The sequence below is a fragment of the Chryseobacterium sp. HNCC26DJ240 genome, assembly GCF_057180485.1.
Genome location: NZ_JBXUGK010000009.1, coordinates 115,917 through 130,893, shown reverse-complemented (window position 1 = coordinate 130,893; position 14,977 = coordinate 115,917). Strand labels below are relative to the sequence as shown.

Annotated in this window: 16 protein-coding genes and 1 tRNA gene; 3 read left to right on the top strand and 14 right to left on the bottom strand. The window is 36.6% G+C overall.

Features of this window, described 5'->3' with window-relative positions; genetic code table 11:
* Positions 1-65: 65 nt before the first annotated feature.
* The 7 genes from AC2A1G_RS18285 to AC2A1G_RS18255 all read right to left on the bottom strand — a co-directional run bounded on the left by AC2A1G_RS18285 (position 66) and on the right by AC2A1G_RS18255 (position 5,405).
* Positions 66-1,289: an NADH-quinone oxidoreductase subunit D gene (locus AC2A1G_RS18285; protein WP_262151266.1), complete on the bottom strand. Its 1,224-nt coding sequence runs from the start codon at positions 1,287-1,289 to the stop codon at positions 66-68.
* 81 nt (positions 1,290-1,370) lie between these two features.
* Positions 1,371-1,865, bottom strand: coding sequence for an NADH-quinone oxidoreductase subunit C (locus AC2A1G_RS18280; protein WP_484048330.1), 495 nt, complete (start codon positions 1,863-1,865; stop codon positions 1,371-1,373).
* 6 nt (positions 1,866-1,871) lie between these two features.
* Positions 1,872-2,432 (bottom strand): NADH-quinone oxidoreductase subunit B, encoded by a 561-nt coding sequence (locus AC2A1G_RS18275; RefSeq protein ID WP_056034962.1) that lies wholly within the window; start codon positions 2,430-2,432, stop codon positions 1,872-1,874.
* Between the two features lie 101 nt (positions 2,433-2,533).
* Entirely contained in the window at positions 2,534-2,905 is a 372-nt protein-coding gene (locus AC2A1G_RS18270; protein WP_056074660.1) for an NADH-quinone oxidoreductase subunit A, read from the bottom strand.
* 115 nt (positions 2,906-3,020) lie between these two features.
* Positions 3,021-4,052, bottom strand: coding sequence for a T9SS type A sorting domain-containing protein (locus tag AC2A1G_RS18265; protein WP_484048329.1), 1,032 nt, complete (start codon positions 4,050-4,052; stop codon positions 3,021-3,023).
* 50 nt (positions 4,053-4,102) lie between these two features.
* Positions 4,103-4,279 carry a hypothetical protein gene (locus AC2A1G_RS18260; RefSeq protein WP_484048328.1) on the bottom strand — a complete coding sequence of 59 codons (177 nt, stop codon included), beginning with the start codon at positions 4,277-4,279 and terminating at the stop codon, positions 4,103-4,105.
* Position 4,280: 1 nt separating this feature from the next.
* Positions 4,281-5,405 (bottom strand): GTP cyclohydrolase, encoded by a 1,125-nt coding sequence (locus AC2A1G_RS18255; protein WP_484048327.1) that lies wholly within the window; start codon positions 5,403-5,405, stop codon positions 4,281-4,283.
* Between the two features lie 105 nt (positions 5,406-5,510).
* Between AC2A1G_RS18255 and AC2A1G_RS18250 the strand changes: the two genes are divergently transcribed.
* Complete coding sequence (locus AC2A1G_RS18250; protein WP_484048326.1) at positions 5,511-6,206, top strand: zinc metallopeptidase; 696 nt, start codon at positions 5,511-5,513, stop codon at positions 6,204-6,206.
* Between the two features lie 80 nt (positions 6,207-6,286).
* Here the strand turns inward: AC2A1G_RS18250 and AC2A1G_RS18245 are convergent, their stop codons facing one another.
* The 7 genes from AC2A1G_RS18245 to rbfA all read right to left on the bottom strand — a co-directional run bounded on the left by AC2A1G_RS18245 (position 6,287) and on the right by rbfA (position 14,343).
* Positions 6,287-6,892 (bottom strand): IMPACT family protein, encoded by a 606-nt coding sequence (locus AC2A1G_RS18245; RefSeq protein WP_484048325.1) that lies wholly within the window; start codon positions 6,890-6,892, stop codon positions 6,287-6,289.
* A gap of 11 nt (positions 6,893-6,903) precedes the next feature.
* A complete protein-coding gene (gene ribD / locus AC2A1G_RS18240) occupies positions 6,904-7,929 on the bottom strand; it encodes a bifunctional diaminohydroxyphosphoribosylaminopyrimidine deaminase/5-amino-6-(5-phosphoribosylamino)uracil reductase RibD (RefSeq protein WP_484048324.1) in 1,026 nt (341 codons plus the stop codon).
* Positions 7,930-7,992: 63 nt separating this feature from the next.
* Positions 7,993-9,789, bottom strand: a complete 1,797-nt coding sequence (locus tag AC2A1G_RS18235) for a DUF349 domain-containing protein (protein ID WP_484048323.1) — start codon at positions 9,787-9,789, stop codon at positions 7,993-7,995.
* Between the two features lie 73 nt (positions 9,790-9,862).
* Positions 9,863-10,603 carry a shikimate dehydrogenase family protein gene (locus AC2A1G_RS18230; protein WP_484048322.1) on the bottom strand — a complete coding sequence of 247 codons (741 nt, stop codon included), beginning with the start codon at positions 10,601-10,603 and terminating at the stop codon, positions 9,863-9,865.
* A 62-nt stretch (positions 10,604-10,665) separates the two neighbouring features.
* Positions 10,666-12,726: an endonuclease gene (locus AC2A1G_RS18225; RefSeq protein WP_484048321.1), complete on the bottom strand. Its 2,061-nt coding sequence runs from the start codon at positions 12,724-12,726 to the stop codon at positions 10,666-10,668.
* Between the two features lie 48 nt (positions 12,727-12,774).
* A complete protein-coding gene (locus tag AC2A1G_RS18220; protein WP_484048320.1) occupies positions 12,775-13,980 on the bottom strand; it encodes an ABC transporter permease in 1,206 nt (401 codons plus the stop codon).
* Positions 13,981-13,983: 3 nt separating this feature from the next.
* A complete protein-coding gene (rbfA, locus tag AC2A1G_RS18215) occupies positions 13,984-14,343 on the bottom strand; it encodes a 30S ribosome-binding factor RbfA (RefSeq protein ID WP_056034986.1) in 360 nt (119 codons plus the stop codon).
* A gap of 80 nt (positions 14,344-14,423) precedes the next feature.
* Here rbfA and mce point away from each other — a divergent pair, with 80 nt between their 5' ends.
* Both mce and AC2A1G_RS18205 read left to right on the top strand, forming a co-directional pair.
* Entirely contained in the window at positions 14,424-14,822 is a 399-nt protein-coding gene (gene mce / locus AC2A1G_RS18210) for a methylmalonyl-CoA epimerase (protein ID WP_484048319.1), read from the top strand.
* A 62-nt stretch (positions 14,823-14,884) separates the two neighbouring features.
* Positions 14,885-14,958, top strand: a tRNA-Ile gene (locus AC2A1G_RS18205).
* Positions 14,959-14,977 lie beyond the last annotated feature (19 nt).

Below are 14,977 nucleotides of genomic sequence, written 5' to 3'. Positions count from 1 at the left end.
GTAATTATTTAACTATTTATATTTTCAAGTACATTATACATTACTACATTGTACTTTCTACAATTTTATGCGTCTAATTCTCCCGCAATCACATTCATACTACACATCGTAACGATGGCATCTGAAATTACCGAACCTGTAATCATCTCAGGATAAGCCTGATAATAAATGAAACAAGGTCTTCTGAAATGCAGTCTGTAAGGTGCTCTTCCTCCGTCACTTACCAGATAAAATCCTAATTCTCCGTTACCACCTTCGACAGCGTGATAAACTTCTCCTTTCGGAACATCAGTTTCTCCCATTACAATTTTGAAATGGTAAATTAAAGCTTCCATTTTTTTGTAAACATCAGCTTTTTCAGGAAGATAAAATTCCGGGACATCTGCATGGAAAGGTCCTTCCGGCAAATTGTCATAGGCTTGGTTGATAATTTTAAGAGATTCCCAAATTTCCTGCTGACGAACCATAAAACGGTCGTAAGTGTCACCGGAAGTTCCTACAGGAATGATAAAATCAAAATCTTCGTAAGAAGAATAAGGTTCTGCAACTCTCACATCATAATCTACACCACATGCACGAAGATTCGGACCTGTAAAACCATAGCTTAAAGCTCTTTCAGCTGAAATTGCACCCGCACCAATGGTTCTGTCCATAAAGATTCTGTTTCTTTCTAATAAATTACAGAATTCCTGAAATCTTGCAGGGAATGTTTTAAGGAAATCTTTCAGCAACTCATGGAATTTTGGAGTGAAATCTCTTTCAAAACCTCCGATTCTTCCCATATTTGTAGTCATTCTCGCTCCACAGATCTGCTCGTACATATCGTAAATACGCTCTCTTTCGATGAACATGTAAGTCAATCCTGTAATTGCACCTGCATCCATTCCGGTTACCCCGTTACAGATTAAGTGATCACCGATTCTTGCCAATTCCATTAAGATGACACGCATATAATCTACACGTTTCGGAACTTTTACACCGATCAGCTTTTCTACCGTCATGTGCCATCCGATATTATTAATTGGAGCCGAACAGTAGTTCATACGGTCAGTAAGCGTAGTGATCTGAGCATAATTTCTTCTTTCAGAAATTTTTTCAAAAGCTCTGTGGATATAACCCACCGTCTGCTCTGCATGAAGAATTCTCTCACCGTCCATGGTAAGAACGTTCTGAAAGATTCCGTGTGTTGCAGGGTGAGTAGGTCCCAGATTCAGGGTGTATAATTGCCCGTCAATCTGCTCGTTACTGTCGTGTTGGTTAAGTATATTAGATAATGAGTTGTCTTTCATAATAAATTCATTTGAGGTTTGAGATTTGAAGTTTGAGATTTGAACAATTTCAAATTTCAAATAATCAATTTCAAATTTGTCCTATCTTCCGAACATGCTGTCGTTCTTATCTGTTCTTGTTCCGTCTTCCAGACGATATTCCTTCAGCATTGGATGATAACCAAGATCTTCCATATTCAGTATAGGTCTAAGATCAGGATGTCCTTTAAATTTAATTCCATAAAAATCAAAGGTTTCTCTTTCCATCCAGTTAGCTCCTGCATATAATTCTGTTAAAGAATCAACCTCGATGTTTTCTCTTGTCATGAAGATTTTCAAACGCAGTCTGAAGTTGGTCATCATGTTTTGTAAATGATAAACCACACCAATTTCTTTCTCTGGAAATTCTGGGTAATGGATTCCACAAACATCTGTAAGAAAATTGATTTCCAGTGATGAATCTTTAAGATAATGAATTATTTTTTTAATATCATCTTTGTTTACTTCCACAGTCAGCATCCCATAAGGTTCTGAGCTGGAAATTATTGATTCCGGAAATTCTCTTGAGAGTGCTTCTAATACAAATTCGTTCGTCATTTTTCCTTAGTTGTCGATGTTGTAAGAGTCTAATAAATGCTGATATTCAGGCGTGTCTCTTCTTCTGATGCTTTCGCTTTCTGCCAAAGCCTGTACCTGCATTACACCTTCAATAATCTGCTCCGGTCTTGGAGGGCAACCTGGAACATAAACGTCCACAGGAATAATTTTATCAATCCCCTGAAGAACCGAATACGTATCAAAAATACCACCGCTGGAAGCACATGCTCCCACAGCAACAACCCATTTCGGTTCTGCCATCTGAGTATAAACTTCTTTTAAAACCGGACCTAATTTTTTGGAAATAGTTCCGCACACCATCAGCATATCTGCCTGTCTTGGTGAGAAAGAGTTTCTTTCCATACCAAATCTGGATGCATCATAGGTTGGGTTTAGCGTAGCCATGAACTCGATTCCACAACAAGAAGTCGCGAAAGGTAAAGGCCAAAGTGAAAACTTTCTTGCCATCCCGATGACGCTGCTCAGTTTCGTTGCGAAAAATCCTTCTCCTTCAAATCCTTCCGGAGCTGGTGCATCTGTTCTTATAATTGGTTTTTGATCTGACATTTTTTTGATTTTTAAGATTTTAATTTAGATTTCAAATCTGTTATTATGTTAACTTAGATTTGATAGAGTTAATCTAAAAGTCTTATTTAAAAATTAATGGTTTATTTATCCCAGTCTAAAGCGCCACGTTTCCAGACATAGAAAAATGCGAGGAAGAAGATAGCAACGAATGTAAGTACAGCAAGGAATCCTTCAAAACCAAATTCTCTGAAGTTTACTGCGTAGGGATAAAAAAATACGATTTCAATATCGAAAAGTACAAAAAGTACTGCCGTTAAGAAATATTTAATGGAGAACGGGGTTCTTGCGTTACCTTCTACAGGTACACCGCATTCCCAACTTTGGTTTTTTACAGAATTTCCTTTTTTCTGTTTTGGTCCTAAAAAGTGTGCGCCTAAAAGTGAAATCGCCACAAATCCGACAGCTACACCCGCCTGAATAAGGATTGGAATGTAATTTTCTGGTAAATTCATTTTTACATTATTATCTCAAGTTGCAAATTTAGGCAATAAACAAGAAAGCATGAAATTAATCACGCTAAAAGTCGGTTTTATGAGGAGAAAAACCACAATTTAGAATCAATAAAAATTAGATTGAAATTATTATTTTTCTGGTAAGTGTTTTTCCGTTTTTAGTTGTCAGTACAAATAAATAATTTCCAGCTTTGATTTCTGAAATATCTAATTTTTCATTAGGGCTGTGATTCAAGAAGTTTTTCACAAGCCGTCCTGAATTGTCAAAAAGCTGTATTGAAACGATATCCCTGCTTTTAAAATTTGTTTTGTAGACAATGTGATTTTTTGAAGGATTAGTCAATGTTAAAAAATCTTTATCAATCTGATTTTCTTCCGTATTAAGGATTCCGCAGATAGAATTTGTAGACGTTAACGGATAAGGTGCCGCAGCTCCTAAAACATCATAATTGAACGATCTGATAGGGCTGCCTACCAGTTTGTTAACCATATCGATTTCATGAAGAGACTTTGGTGAAGCATTGCTGATGATATAAGCTTTTGAGCTGGTTTCATCTTTTGTGGAAAATGCGGCAAATGAACTGATACCATTAAGGCTCATAAAAAGGCAACTTTCAGAAGGATTTATCATGTTGATCTCAAGAAGTCCCATAAGGGTTGTTAAGAAAAGTCTGTTCTCATAAAAAAATAAATCTCCTGAAGAGCTATATCCGGAAGGAAGCTGTCCCATAGTTGTGAAAGTTCCTGAAGTGATGTCATATCTTTCCATGTTGTTAGAGCCTGCAGCATATATGAAACTTCCATTGTCTACTGTAAGAGCATTGATGTTACCAGTGAGAAATGTACCTAAAAAATCACAAGTTGCATTGGCTGAATTTCTTCTGTAAAGAGAGCCGTCATTACTTACATAATAAAAATTATTGTTGGAATCAATGGCGATATCAGAATAAATGTCATACGAATTAACTGTAGGAGAGCAGAAAGGTTGAGCTATCTCAATTGTATTTGAAACATCAAACTTAGGTATCTTATTTGGGTAGCTGAAAGGTGGAATAAACTCGTATGTATTGATGTAAAATTCCTGCGAGAAAACTGTTGTGGTAAGAAAGAATGGAAGTATCAGAATGTATTTGATCAGTATTTTCATGGGATTTGATTTACTTCACGAAAATATGATTAAAACCTGAAAGTCTGTTGTTATTTCTTCATTTTTTTCAAAACTGTAAATGCCACAAACGAAATGTAGCCAAAAAGAACACTTGCGTAAACAATGTTGATTAAGGTATTCATCCGGTCGTCTGGGAATGCAAAGAAAAGGTTGTAAACGATGAAACCGGCAATCAGAATTCCGAATATGATAAGATGTGGTTTCATATTAAAATTGGAGTGAATAAGTTCTTCTTCTTTTATGGTTCACAGGGTTGTAATCCTGCCAAAGAAGTTGCACACTTTTGTTTTCTTCTAGTTCAGGGTTGGTTTCTGCAAAATCAATTCCCATATTATTGAAACGTACAAAAATTTCTTTAAAAATAATTGCAGTTACGCCACGTCTCTGATATTCGGGATGAATTCCGATCAGATAAAAATTTGCCCGGTCGTTTTTCTTTTGAGCCTGCATAAAATGCCACCAGCCAAACGGCAAAAGTTTACCTTTGGATTTTTGCAGTGCTTTAGAATAAGAAGGCATTGTCACGGCAAAAGAAATCAGCTCGTCATGCTCATCAACCACGCAGATAACGTAGTTTTTGGCAATCATCGGGAAGAATTTTTCTTTGTAAGTTTTAATCTGTTCTTCGGAAATAGGAGTGTAAGTAGAAAGATGTTTGTAGGTTTCGTCAAGTAGCTTAAACATTGGTTTTACATAAGGTAAAATCTCTTCTTTGCTTTGGAAATTCAAAACCCGCAGGTTGTATTTTTCGGCAATCAGTGAGCTGAATTTTTCAACTTTCGGAGGAAGTACTTTTGGGAAATTCATTTCAAATTCTACCCATTCTTTCTCTTTTGCCAACCCAAGTTCTTCAATATGCTGATGATAGTATTCATGATTGTAAATTCCAATCATCGTGGCAATTTTTTCAAACCCGAAAGTCAGCATTCCTGCTTTGTCGAGATTGGTGAAGCCCATTGGTCCTTCAATTTTGTTGACCTGATTTGATTTTGCATAATCAATTACGGTGTCTATTAAAGCTTTTGAAACTTCTTTGTCGTCTATAAAATCAATCCATCCAAACCGAACTTTTCTGATGCCCAGTTCCTTTTCTTCCTTATGATTGATGATAGCCGCAATTCTGCCTACTATTCTTCCGTCTTTCTTAGCCAAAAACTGTTTCGCTTTCGAATAACTTAACGCAGGATTTTCTTTAGGATTCCAAACATTGATTTCATCTTTGATAAAAGAAGGAACATAGTAAGGATTGTTTTTGTATAATTCCATCGGGAACTTTACAAATTTCTTTAAATCTTCAGATGTTTTTACTTCAAAAATGGAAACTTCAGACATAGTTTTCGGGTAAATAGAACCACAAATATAATTAAATAATGCGTAAACTTTGGCACAATTTTTACATCTTCTAATCCTAATTTCAGATTAAAATTTAAAGTAAAAATGATGAATTATACCTATTATATTATTATAGGAATCTCAATGCTCATCAGCTGGTGGGTTTCTTCAAGATTAAAATCAAAGTTTGAACATTATTCGCAAATAAGGCTTCGTAACGGACTTTCAGGAAAGGAAGTGGCAGAAAAAATGCTTTACGATAACGGAATTCATGATGTGCAGGTTATTTCTGTTCCCGGACAGCTTACTGATCATTACAACCCTGAGAATAAAACTGTAAATTTATCAGAAGCGGTTTATATGCAGAGAAATGCAGCGGCGGCAGCGGTTGCAGCACATGAGTGCGGTCACGCAGTACAGCATGCAGTTGGATATTCGATGTTGCAACTGAGATCAAAGCTGGTTCCTGTGGTAAGCATCAGTTCAAATCTGATGCAGTTTGTGTTGATGGGTGGGATTATTCTGATGGCGATGAGTGGAAATAGAATTCTTCTGTTTGTTGGCGTCATTATGTTTGCTTTGACTACACTATTTGCTTTCATCACACTTCCCGTAGAATATGACGCCAGCAACAGAGCGATGAAATGGCTGAAAGACACCGGAACTGTGACAACTGAAGAATATGTCGGCGTTCAGGACAGTTTAAAATGGGCTGCGAGAACCTATTTGGTAGCGGCTTTAGGATCTTTGGCTCAACTATTATATTTCGCTTCACTTTTGATGAGTGGAAGAAGAGATTAAGACTTTTGAAAATTACAATAATGAAATCCTGAATTTTTGTTCAGGATTTTTTGTTTTTAAAAGAGAAACTGCCATGTTAATTATTCTTCAAACTCAAAAGAAACATACTGCATCTCCGAAAGTTTTTCTCCAATTTTTTCTTTTTCCACCAATTTTAATGATGCTTTTATTTCACACTTTTCAAGAGTTTCAAAACTTAAAATTTTGGCATCAAACTTAGAAAGTAAAGTAAAAATAACATTCTGCTGATCAAAATTAAACTGAACTGTAATTTCAGTTTCCAGTTCTTTGGTAATGATTTCGGCCTCTTCCAAAGTGATTTTTGCACATTCTTTATAAGCTTTTACCAAACCTGAAACGCCCAGTTTCGTTCCGCCGTAATATCTTACCGAAATGACAAGAACATTGGTAATCTCATGCGCTAAAAGCTGGTTGTAAATGGGTAAACCTGCACTTCCGGATGGTTCGCCATCATCATTTGCACGATAGTTTTCACCATTCAAACCCATTCTGAAAGCATAACAGTGGTGTGTTGCTTTTGGATGTTCACTGCGTATTTTTTCCAAAGCGGCTTTCAGCTCAGATTCACTGTTTACAGGGAAGGCAAATCCGATAAACTTGCTTCCTTTTTCTTTTAGAAGAACGTTTTCGACAGGTTTCGCAATGGTTTTATAATCGTACAACATTGATTGCCTGCTTAATTTTTTCTGAAGTGAAATTCAATAACATTATCTCTGAAATCCTGAATTTCGGAAGCTTCGTTTTCAAATTTCGGAGCTTTTGTGCCGTTTTCTAAAACGAGATTGCTGTTTTTAATGACGATCGCTTCATCCCAAAGACCTGCATCAATAAACTGTTGTAAAACCAATCCGCCACCTTCCACAATCACCGACTGGATCTGGCGTTCGTATAATTTAATCAATAGATTTTGAATGAAGTTTTCTCTTGAAGTTTTAATGAATTTTACATTTCCGTTTTCGTCATTTTTTATTGAATTGAAAACCAGAGTCTCAGCTTCATCGTTGAAAATATTATAATGCTGTGGAACTTTTAAATCAATGTCAATCAGTATTCGTACCGGGTTTCTGCCAATAATTTCTCTTGTTGTGAGACTTGGGTTGTCTCTCATGGCTGTCATGGTGCCGATGAGAATGCTATGTTCATCGCTTCTGAGTTGATGTACAAACTGTTTGGTCAATGTATTACTGATTTGGGTGGGTTTAAAATCCTTGTCCATAAAACAGTCAGCAGATTCCGCCCATTTCAGGATGATATACGGACGTTTTTTTTGATGATAGGTAAAAAACCTTTTATTTAAATCTAAACATTCTTCTTCCAAAATACCTGAAACGACTTCAATCCCTGCATCCTGAATGATTTTTTTGCCTTTACCGTTTACTTTATCATGAGAATCCATTGCTCCAATGACCACTTTTTTGAAACCGAGTTCAACGATTTTTAAAGCACAAGGCGGTGTTTTTCCGTAATGAGCGCATGGCTCAAGAGAAACGTAGATGGTTGATTCCGGAATTAGGTTTTTATTTTTTACCGAATTGACAGCATTGATTTCAGCGTGCGGCTCGCCCGCTTTCTGGTGGTAACCTTCACCGATAATGACGTCGTTGTGCACAATTACACTTCCAACCATGGGGTTAGGATAGGTTTTCCCTGAAGCTTTTTTTGCAAGCTGAATACATCTTTGAATATAAAATTCGTCGTTCATTTTTAAAATTAAAAAAGGCGAAGACAAATTGCTTTGCTTCGCCTGTATAAAGTATTTTAGTAATTATTCGCCACTGATAATGCTGTGAAGATTCTGTTTTAAAGTCTCCAAATGGGCTTTTTTACTGTCTAATGTGTTGTAAGTATCTGCCAAAAGAGGGTTTTCTCTGGATGGTTTTGTGAAGAATGCAAGATTGTTTTCTAATTTTACAATTTCAGCTTCAAGTTCAGAGATTTGAGTTTTGATTTTTCTGGCTTTATCTGTAAGTTGATTTTCAGAAAGACCTTCTTCTTTCAGCTCCAGTTCGTTCATTTTATTCAGCTTCAGTTTTTCTCTTAAAGCTTTATTAAATTCAGAATTGATCCCGATTTTATCTCTTGGAACTTTTCCGATATTGTTCCAGGCTGTTTTGATGCTTTCAATTTTTTCTACGCTTCCTTCTTCGTCGGTAACCAGTTTCAAATCATCAAGCAAAGCTTTTTTGGTCTTATAATTTTCTTTCCAGTTATCGTTAGAAACATTGCTTTTTTCTCTGTAATTATTGAAAAAAGTATTACAGGCCTCACGGAAGTCTTCCCAAATCTTATTGGTCATACTTTTTGGTACGTGACCAATTTTTTTCCAGTCTTCCTGAAGTTTTTTGAAAAGCGGAACAATAACATCCCAATCTTCACTGTTCATATTATCTTTAGCCGTTTGTATCAGCTTTAGCTTTTCTTCAAGATTGCTTTGCTGTGAGCCTTTTAAAGATTTGTAGTAAGAGTTTTTACTGGTATTGAAAGTGCGTAAAGTTACCTTAAAATCATTCCAGTTTTGGTTGGAAAGTTTTCTTGGGACACTTCCGATTTTTAAAAACTCCGTACGCAGGTCTTCCACTTTTCTGATGGCGTTCTGCCAGAAATTATGGTTGGGGTTTTCGCCTGGTTCAGAAAGTTTTTTGATTTCTTCAATAATCTTGTTTTTCTTATCAAGATTCTCATTCTGCTCAGATTCAATAGCAGCAGAAAGTTCAGATTTTCTTTCGTGAATTTTATTGGAAATTTCTTTAAATTCTTCCCATGTTTTTTCACGGAATTCCTCTGCAACCGGCTCTGCTTCTTCTTTCCAAAGTTTGTGAAGATACTGAAGTTCGTTCAGTGCTTTCTGAATGATTGGTTCATTTTCCAGCTCTTTTGCACGGTCGATGATGTGTTGTCTTTTTTCAAGATTATGAGCATATTCCTGCTCCATATATTCTTTATTAAGATCAAGCATCTGATAAAACTGATTCAGGTGATGAAAATAATTGTTGTTTAAAATTTTAAATTCAGACTTTGCTACCTGACCGGAATTTGACCAATCCTCCTTGATCTCTCTGATTGATTTGAATAAATTTACGCCAGGCTCGGAATTAGTATAAAGATTTTTAAGCCTTTCAATAATTTCCTGTCTGTGAGCAAGATTTTTATGCTGCTCCTCGTCCTGATGTTTCTGGAAATCGTCGTGCTTTTCTTTGAAAATATGTACCAAAGCATTGAGTCTCGACTGCTGCGGGTGATGGTAGCTGAAATGCTCAGAAGGGTTTCCGGCATCGGTATGTTCATGCCTTTTGTCTTCCACTTCGTCGTGGATAAAATGATTTGCTTTTTCTTTCAGGAAATTAAATCTTTTGTGCTGCTCACCTGCCGACGGACTGTTGATGATGCTTTCCATTTCTTTCAGGGCATCTGCAAGATTGAGTTCTTCATGTTCCACTTCTTCGTGATGTTCGTTTTCTTCATTCGTTGAAGTTTCTTCATTCTGAACTGGGTTTGTAGTTTCTTCCTGGTTTTCCTGGATGTTCTTTTCTTCGTTTTCAGAAAAGTTATTTTCTGCAGTCATAGCAAATCTTTTATGTGTTTTGGTGTTATGTTTTTCAAATTTTGTAAAAAACATAACAAAGTACTAATTTATACTATTTTTTTTGATTATTCCAAATTTCCCATGCTTTTTCTGCTTGTTGCTCAAGCATATAAAATCCGTTGGCGGTTTTTGCACCTTTTTCGGAAGCTTTAATGATAAATTTAGTGTAGTTTGGATTGTAAATCAGGTCAATAATCAAATGCTGGTCGGTGATTCCGTCAAAGGGGAAATCCAGACAGTCGTCCACGTTCGGGAAAGTTCCAACAGGTGTAGTCTGGATAATCAACTGATGATCTCGTACAGTTTCTGCCGAAATATTTTTAAAATTAAAATCTTCAGAGCTTCTCGCAACAGTGATATTAGGAATCTGCATTTTATCTAAAACATATTTTACAGCTTTTGCTGCACCTCCGTTTCCTAAAATCATTGCAGACTGGTGATACGGTTTCATATGAAGAAGTAAAGTTTTCTCAAAACCTGTTGCATCGGTATTGTAGCCTTTTTTAATTCCGTTTTCGATTTTTACACAATTTACAGCGCCTATTTTTTTCGCTTCATCACTGAGTTCATCAAGATAACCAATGATCTTTTCTTTAAAAGGAATGGTTACATTAAAACCTAAAATTTCGGTATCAGCGAAGAGATTTTCAACCTCATTAATATTCTTCAAATCAAAAATTTCATAGGAATAATCTTTAACCATCAGTTTATGAAATTTATCCTCAAAATATTTTTTTGAAAAAGAGTAGGAGATATTCTGCCCGATCAACCCCAGTTTATGCTTGCTTTCCATAGTTCAAAAATAAAAAAAAGACCGGACAATGCCGGCCTTTTAGGTTTGAAAATCGTTTTAGATTAATCAATTATAAATTTTGTCGAAAACTCATCAGTTTTTAAAATATAAATCCCTTTAGAAAGCTCTCTTACTTCAATTTTATTCGAATGAATGAATGGTTTTTCAATCTTCTTCAAAAGCTGACCATTCAGGTTATAAATTTCAGCAGTTTTAATTTTATCCAGTTTTTCACCTTTAACAAAAATCTGGTGATTCTTAACCGGGTTTGGATAAAGTTGGTACTGTGCTTTTTCAACGGTAAGATCTTTTGTGCTCAATGTTCCGCAAGTCCAGCTCAAATCATCAATTGCAATTCTATTGCTGTTGGAATTAATAATTGAAATGACTGCATTTCCAGAAACATTGATGTTGCTGATAGTTGTCGTCTGTACTGTAGAACTGTAAGGGATAGTTCCCACCACATTTCCGTTGATCTGTACGGTAAGATTTCCCGCGCTGTCGTTGAATTTTAGCTGAGTAGTTAAAGTCAAAGTATTAATTCCGGTTGTAATGGTTGAACTTGTAAGATTACCGTTTCTGATCATCAATGCTCTTCCGGTAATGTTCTGGTCAGTTCTTGCAGCGGTTGCACTCCATGTAATACCGTTGCTCGTCCACGTTCTGCTGGTGTACTGTGAATCATCTGCAGGCATTGCGTCAAATGTTTCTGTTCCGCAGTTTGTGCCGGCTGGTGGAGTAGCTGTTGTTGTTCCCTGAGTAGTATTGCTTTGGCCTGAAAGATTGTTTGCCGCATCTGTAGCAATCACGTAGAATGTGTAAGTTGTAGAAGCGTTTAAACCAGCAATTGTTGCTGTCGTTCCTGTCACTGTTGAATGAAAAGTTCCGTTTACGTAGATGTTATATCCTGTTACGCCTACATTATCAGTTGAAGCGGTCCAGCTTAATGATACAGAGTTGTGTGAAGTTCCAGTTACGGCAAGGTTTGTTGGGGTAGTTGGAATCTGTGTATCTGTAGTTGTAGTTCCCTGTACAATATTGCTTTGAGGTGAAAGGTTATTAGCAGCATCTTTTGCAATTACATAGAATGAATAAGTTGTTCCGGAAGCAAGTCCAGAAGCGGTGGCTGTAGTCCCCGTAACCGTTGAATGGAATACACCGTTTACAAAAATATTATATCCTGTAACACTCACATTGTCTGTAGAAGCTGTCCAGCTTAAAGAAACTGAATTGGTTGTTGTACCTGTCACGATAAGATTGGTAGGGGTTGTTGGAGCTTCTGTATCGGTGCTTGGAGTTCCCCAGATTTGATTAGCATAAGCAGGATTGTCAATAAAAGGATTTCTGTTTCCCTGATAAGTGTAAGAAGCATTATTTCTAATGACTTCGTTAGGTGAAACCGGATCTGCATTGTGCCACGCTAAAAGCTGGTTAAGTTCCCAGGTTTGAAGTCCTGGAAATGCAGAGCTTCCTAGCATGTTTCCTGAAGAAAATCCTGAAAGTTGTGTTTCGTATCTAGTTACGAAATAGAAAATCATTCTTGCTACATCTCCTTTAAATGCATCAATAGGCTCGAAAACAGTTCCTGTGTACCCCGGTGAAACAGAGTTTCCTCTTTTAGAGCCATTTTGTGAAGTGTAATTCGCTGTGCCCACAGTTCCGAAAGGTAAATTTCCTCTGGCGTTATTTACCGATCCATCAGTTGCTCTGATGAAATGAACATCAGAAACCATTGGAGAATTTTCATTAAATAAACTTTGAGGCACAATATGTTCTCTGTTGTAGCAATCGCCTTCTCCACCATAACTTCCGCACTGTGAAGCAGTACTGAAGTAATTGTAAGGATCTGTACCGTTCGGGTTTTCAGAATAAATATCTAAAATACTTCCGTCATTTTCAAGGCCTGTCACACCCGGAGCGTTATCACGGTCAGTTGTCTGATAAGCTGTCCATAAGCCGTTGTAACTTCCTGCGTTGTGATTGGCAGTAATAATTGTTTTCAGAGCTGTCTTTAAACTTGCTCCGGTAAGACCTGCGGCGTTGTCGTAATAACCTGCCGGAGCCTGCGCATTACTGAAAATTACAGCAAAACTAAATGCTAAAAAAGAGAGAAATCGCTTCATTTTTTTAAAATTGGGCGACAAAGGTACGAAATTTAAATCGCTGATATATTAACTTTTAGTAATATAGCCTTTGCTGATTTTGGAAAAAATCCAAGAAACAAGCACGCCAAAGACTGCTGCAGTGGCAGAGACGATAAGGTAATTTTTCCATTCTATTTTTACAGGGAAGGGAAGATTTTCAACAACTTTAAATAACCCTGTGTACTCCTGGAAAACACAAAGAGAAGTTCCGATAATCAGTCCGCTCAAAATACCTGCAAAAACAATAAGAATTCCCGTGTAAAAGTATGTTTTTCTGAGGTGGCTTAGAGGAAAACCTAATGAAACCAAAGATCTCGCCTGCTCGCGTTTATCTAACTGCAAAATAATGATAGCACCCGCAAGATTAAAAGTTGTAATGAAAATGACCAGTCCAAATATGAGATAGATAAAAAGCTTTTCAGTATTAATCATCTTCCAGAATGCTGCATTCTCCTCAGACTTTGTACTTAAAATTACATTCTTGCCTAAACTTTTTTCAAGGTCCAGTCTCACCTCATTTGCCTTCTCAGGATTTTTAAGTTTGATAACAATATTGTAAGCCGAATTTTTGGGAAGATTTAAAAGTTCCTCGGCTAAAGAAATCGGAGCGATAATATAATTGTTGAGTTGCTCTTTTCCGGGGAAAACACCTGTAACAAAAATGTTTTTACGGTTGTAAATATCTTCTTCTTTATTAATGAGACCTTTACCCGGTTTTGGCATATACAAAGTTGCCTGATCCTTTTCAGAATTTACAGGTATGGAAAGTCTTAAATCGAGGGAGTTTTCGATCAAAACTTCGTCATTATATCTAAAATCCGGATAGCTTCCATAAACGATGCTGCGGTGAATAGGATTTACCTGAGCGTAAACCGAATCTACGCCACGGAGGTATGCAATGTCGCCTTTTCCATTAAAATTAATGTAAATCTTCTCCTCAATAACCCTCGAAAACTGAGAGATTTCCTGATTTTGCTTTAAAACCTTTGTTATTTCAGAAGTGTTTTTGATCGTTTTTCCCGAAGAACTTTTTATCGTAAGATCGGCGTGGAGGTCTTTTACAAGATTTTCATTAAAATCTTCAAGACCCGAAAATACAGAGATAATTACAAACATTGCCGTTACTGCAACACTCATAGCTCCCACGGCAAGCCATGTGATAAAAGTGACCGCTGTACTCCCTTTTTTTGAAATCAGGTAGCGCGATGCTATGTAAAAGGCAATGTTTTTCAAGATTTACAGAATAGGATTTTCTCCTTCACCACGAAGTTCTTTCTCAATTTTTTCCACATCATCAAGAGTGGTGTCAAGGTAAAAATTAAGTTGCGGAATGATGCGAACCTGTTTAGCCATTTTCTGGCCAATGAAATTTCTGTACTGCGCTTTATTTTCCTCAATTTCTTTCATAATTGAAGAACGGAATTCCTGCGGGAAAATGCTTAAATAAATTTTTGCAATCCCCAAATCCGGTGTTACCTTCACATCAGAAACCGAAACCAAAAAGTTTTGTTTACTTTCCGATGCCTGTTTGCGGAAAAGTTCTGCGAAATCTTCCTGTATAATCTGTGCTACTTTTCTTTGTCTGTTACTTTCCATAATTTGTGCAAATTTACTACTTTTGTTTCAATTGATCTTTTTAAAATGGATCAAAGAATTAATTATCTTAGAATATACTTATGAAACTTGAACATATCGGTATCGCTGTAAAATCTTTGGGAGTTTCTGACGAACTTTTCACAAAACTTTTAAGCAAAAAATCTTACAAAAAAGAATCTGTAGAGCGTGAGGGTGTTGTTACCTCTTTTTACAATGCCGGAGAATCGAAAATAGAACTATTAGAAGCTTCGAAAGAAGAAAGTCCGGTTTCAAAATTTATTGATAAAAAAGGGGAGGGGATTCATCATTTGGCTTTTGGCGTAGAAAATATCGCCGATGAGATTGAGAGATTAAAAAAAGAAGGCTTTCTGTTTATCTCAGAAGAACCGAAAGAAGGTGCTGATAACAAATTAGTTGTCTTCCTTCATCCCAAATCAACCAATGGTGTTTTGGTAGAACTTTGTCAAGAAAAGCCATAAAAAGTTTTGCAGGCACAGAAATTTTACTATTTTTGCAAACACAAAATTTAACCAAATTTTGAGGTCCTATAGCTCAGTTGGTTAGAGCACCTGACTCATAATCAGGTGGTCCCTGGTTCGAGCCCAGGTGGGACCACTGAAAATCAGACACTTAC

Excerpts from the sequence above, each read along its gene's own strand:
- AC2A1G_RS18280 (WP_484048330.1), bottom strand. The coding sequence starts at position 1,865 with ATGACGAACGAATTTGTATTAGAAGCACTCTCAAGAGAATTTCCGGAA.
- AC2A1G_RS18235 (WP_484048323.1), bottom strand. The coding sequence starts at position 9,789 with ATGACTGCAGAAAATAACTTTTCTGAAAACGAAGAAAAGAACATCCAG.
- mce (WP_484048319.1), top strand. The coding sequence starts at position 14,424 with ATGAAACTTGAACATATCGGTATCGCTGTAAAATCTTTGGGAGTTTCT.
- AC2A1G_RS18230 (WP_484048322.1), bottom strand. The coding sequence starts at position 10,603 with ATGGAAAGCAAGCATAAACTGGGGTTGATCGGGCAGAATATCTCCTAC.
- AC2A1G_RS18225 (WP_484048321.1), bottom strand. The coding sequence starts at position 12,726 with ATGAAGCGATTTCTCTCTTTTTTAGCATTTAGTTTTGCTGTAATTTTC.
- AC2A1G_RS18285 (WP_262151266.1), bottom strand. The coding sequence starts at position 1,289 with ATGAAAGACAACTCATTATCTAATATACTTAACCAACACGACAGTAAC.
- AC2A1G_RS18270 (WP_056074660.1), bottom strand. The coding sequence starts at position 2,905 with ATGAATTTACCAGAAAATTACATTCCAATCCTTATTCAGGCGGGTGTA.
- AC2A1G_RS18265 (WP_484048329.1), bottom strand. The coding sequence starts at position 4,052 with ATGAAAATACTGATCAAATACATTCTGATACTTCCATTCTTTCTTACC.
- AC2A1G_RS18255 (WP_484048327.1), bottom strand. The coding sequence starts at position 5,405 with ATGTCTGAAGTTTCCATTTTTGAAGTAAAAACATCTGAAGATTTAAAG.
- AC2A1G_RS18260 (WP_484048328.1), bottom strand. The coding sequence starts at position 4,279 with ATGAAACCACATCTTATCATATTCGGAATTCTGATTGCCGGTTTCATC.
- AC2A1G_RS18275 (WP_056034962.1), bottom strand. The coding sequence starts at position 2,432 with ATGTCAGATCAAAAACCAATTATAAGAACAGATGCACCAGCTCCGGAA.
- AC2A1G_RS18245 (WP_484048325.1), bottom strand. The coding sequence starts at position 6,892 with ATGTTGTACGATTATAAAACCATTGCGAAACCTGTCGAAAACGTTCTT.
- ribD (WP_484048324.1), bottom strand. The coding sequence starts at position 7,929 with ATGAACGACGAATTTTATATTCAAAGATGTATTCAGCTTGCAAAAAAA.
- AC2A1G_RS18250 (WP_484048326.1), top strand. The coding sequence starts at position 5,511 with ATGATGAATTATACCTATTATATTATTATAGGAATCTCAATGCTCATC.
- rbfA (WP_056034986.1), bottom strand. The coding sequence starts at position 14,343 with ATGGAAAGTAACAGACAAAGAAAAGTAGCACAGATTATACAGGAAGAT.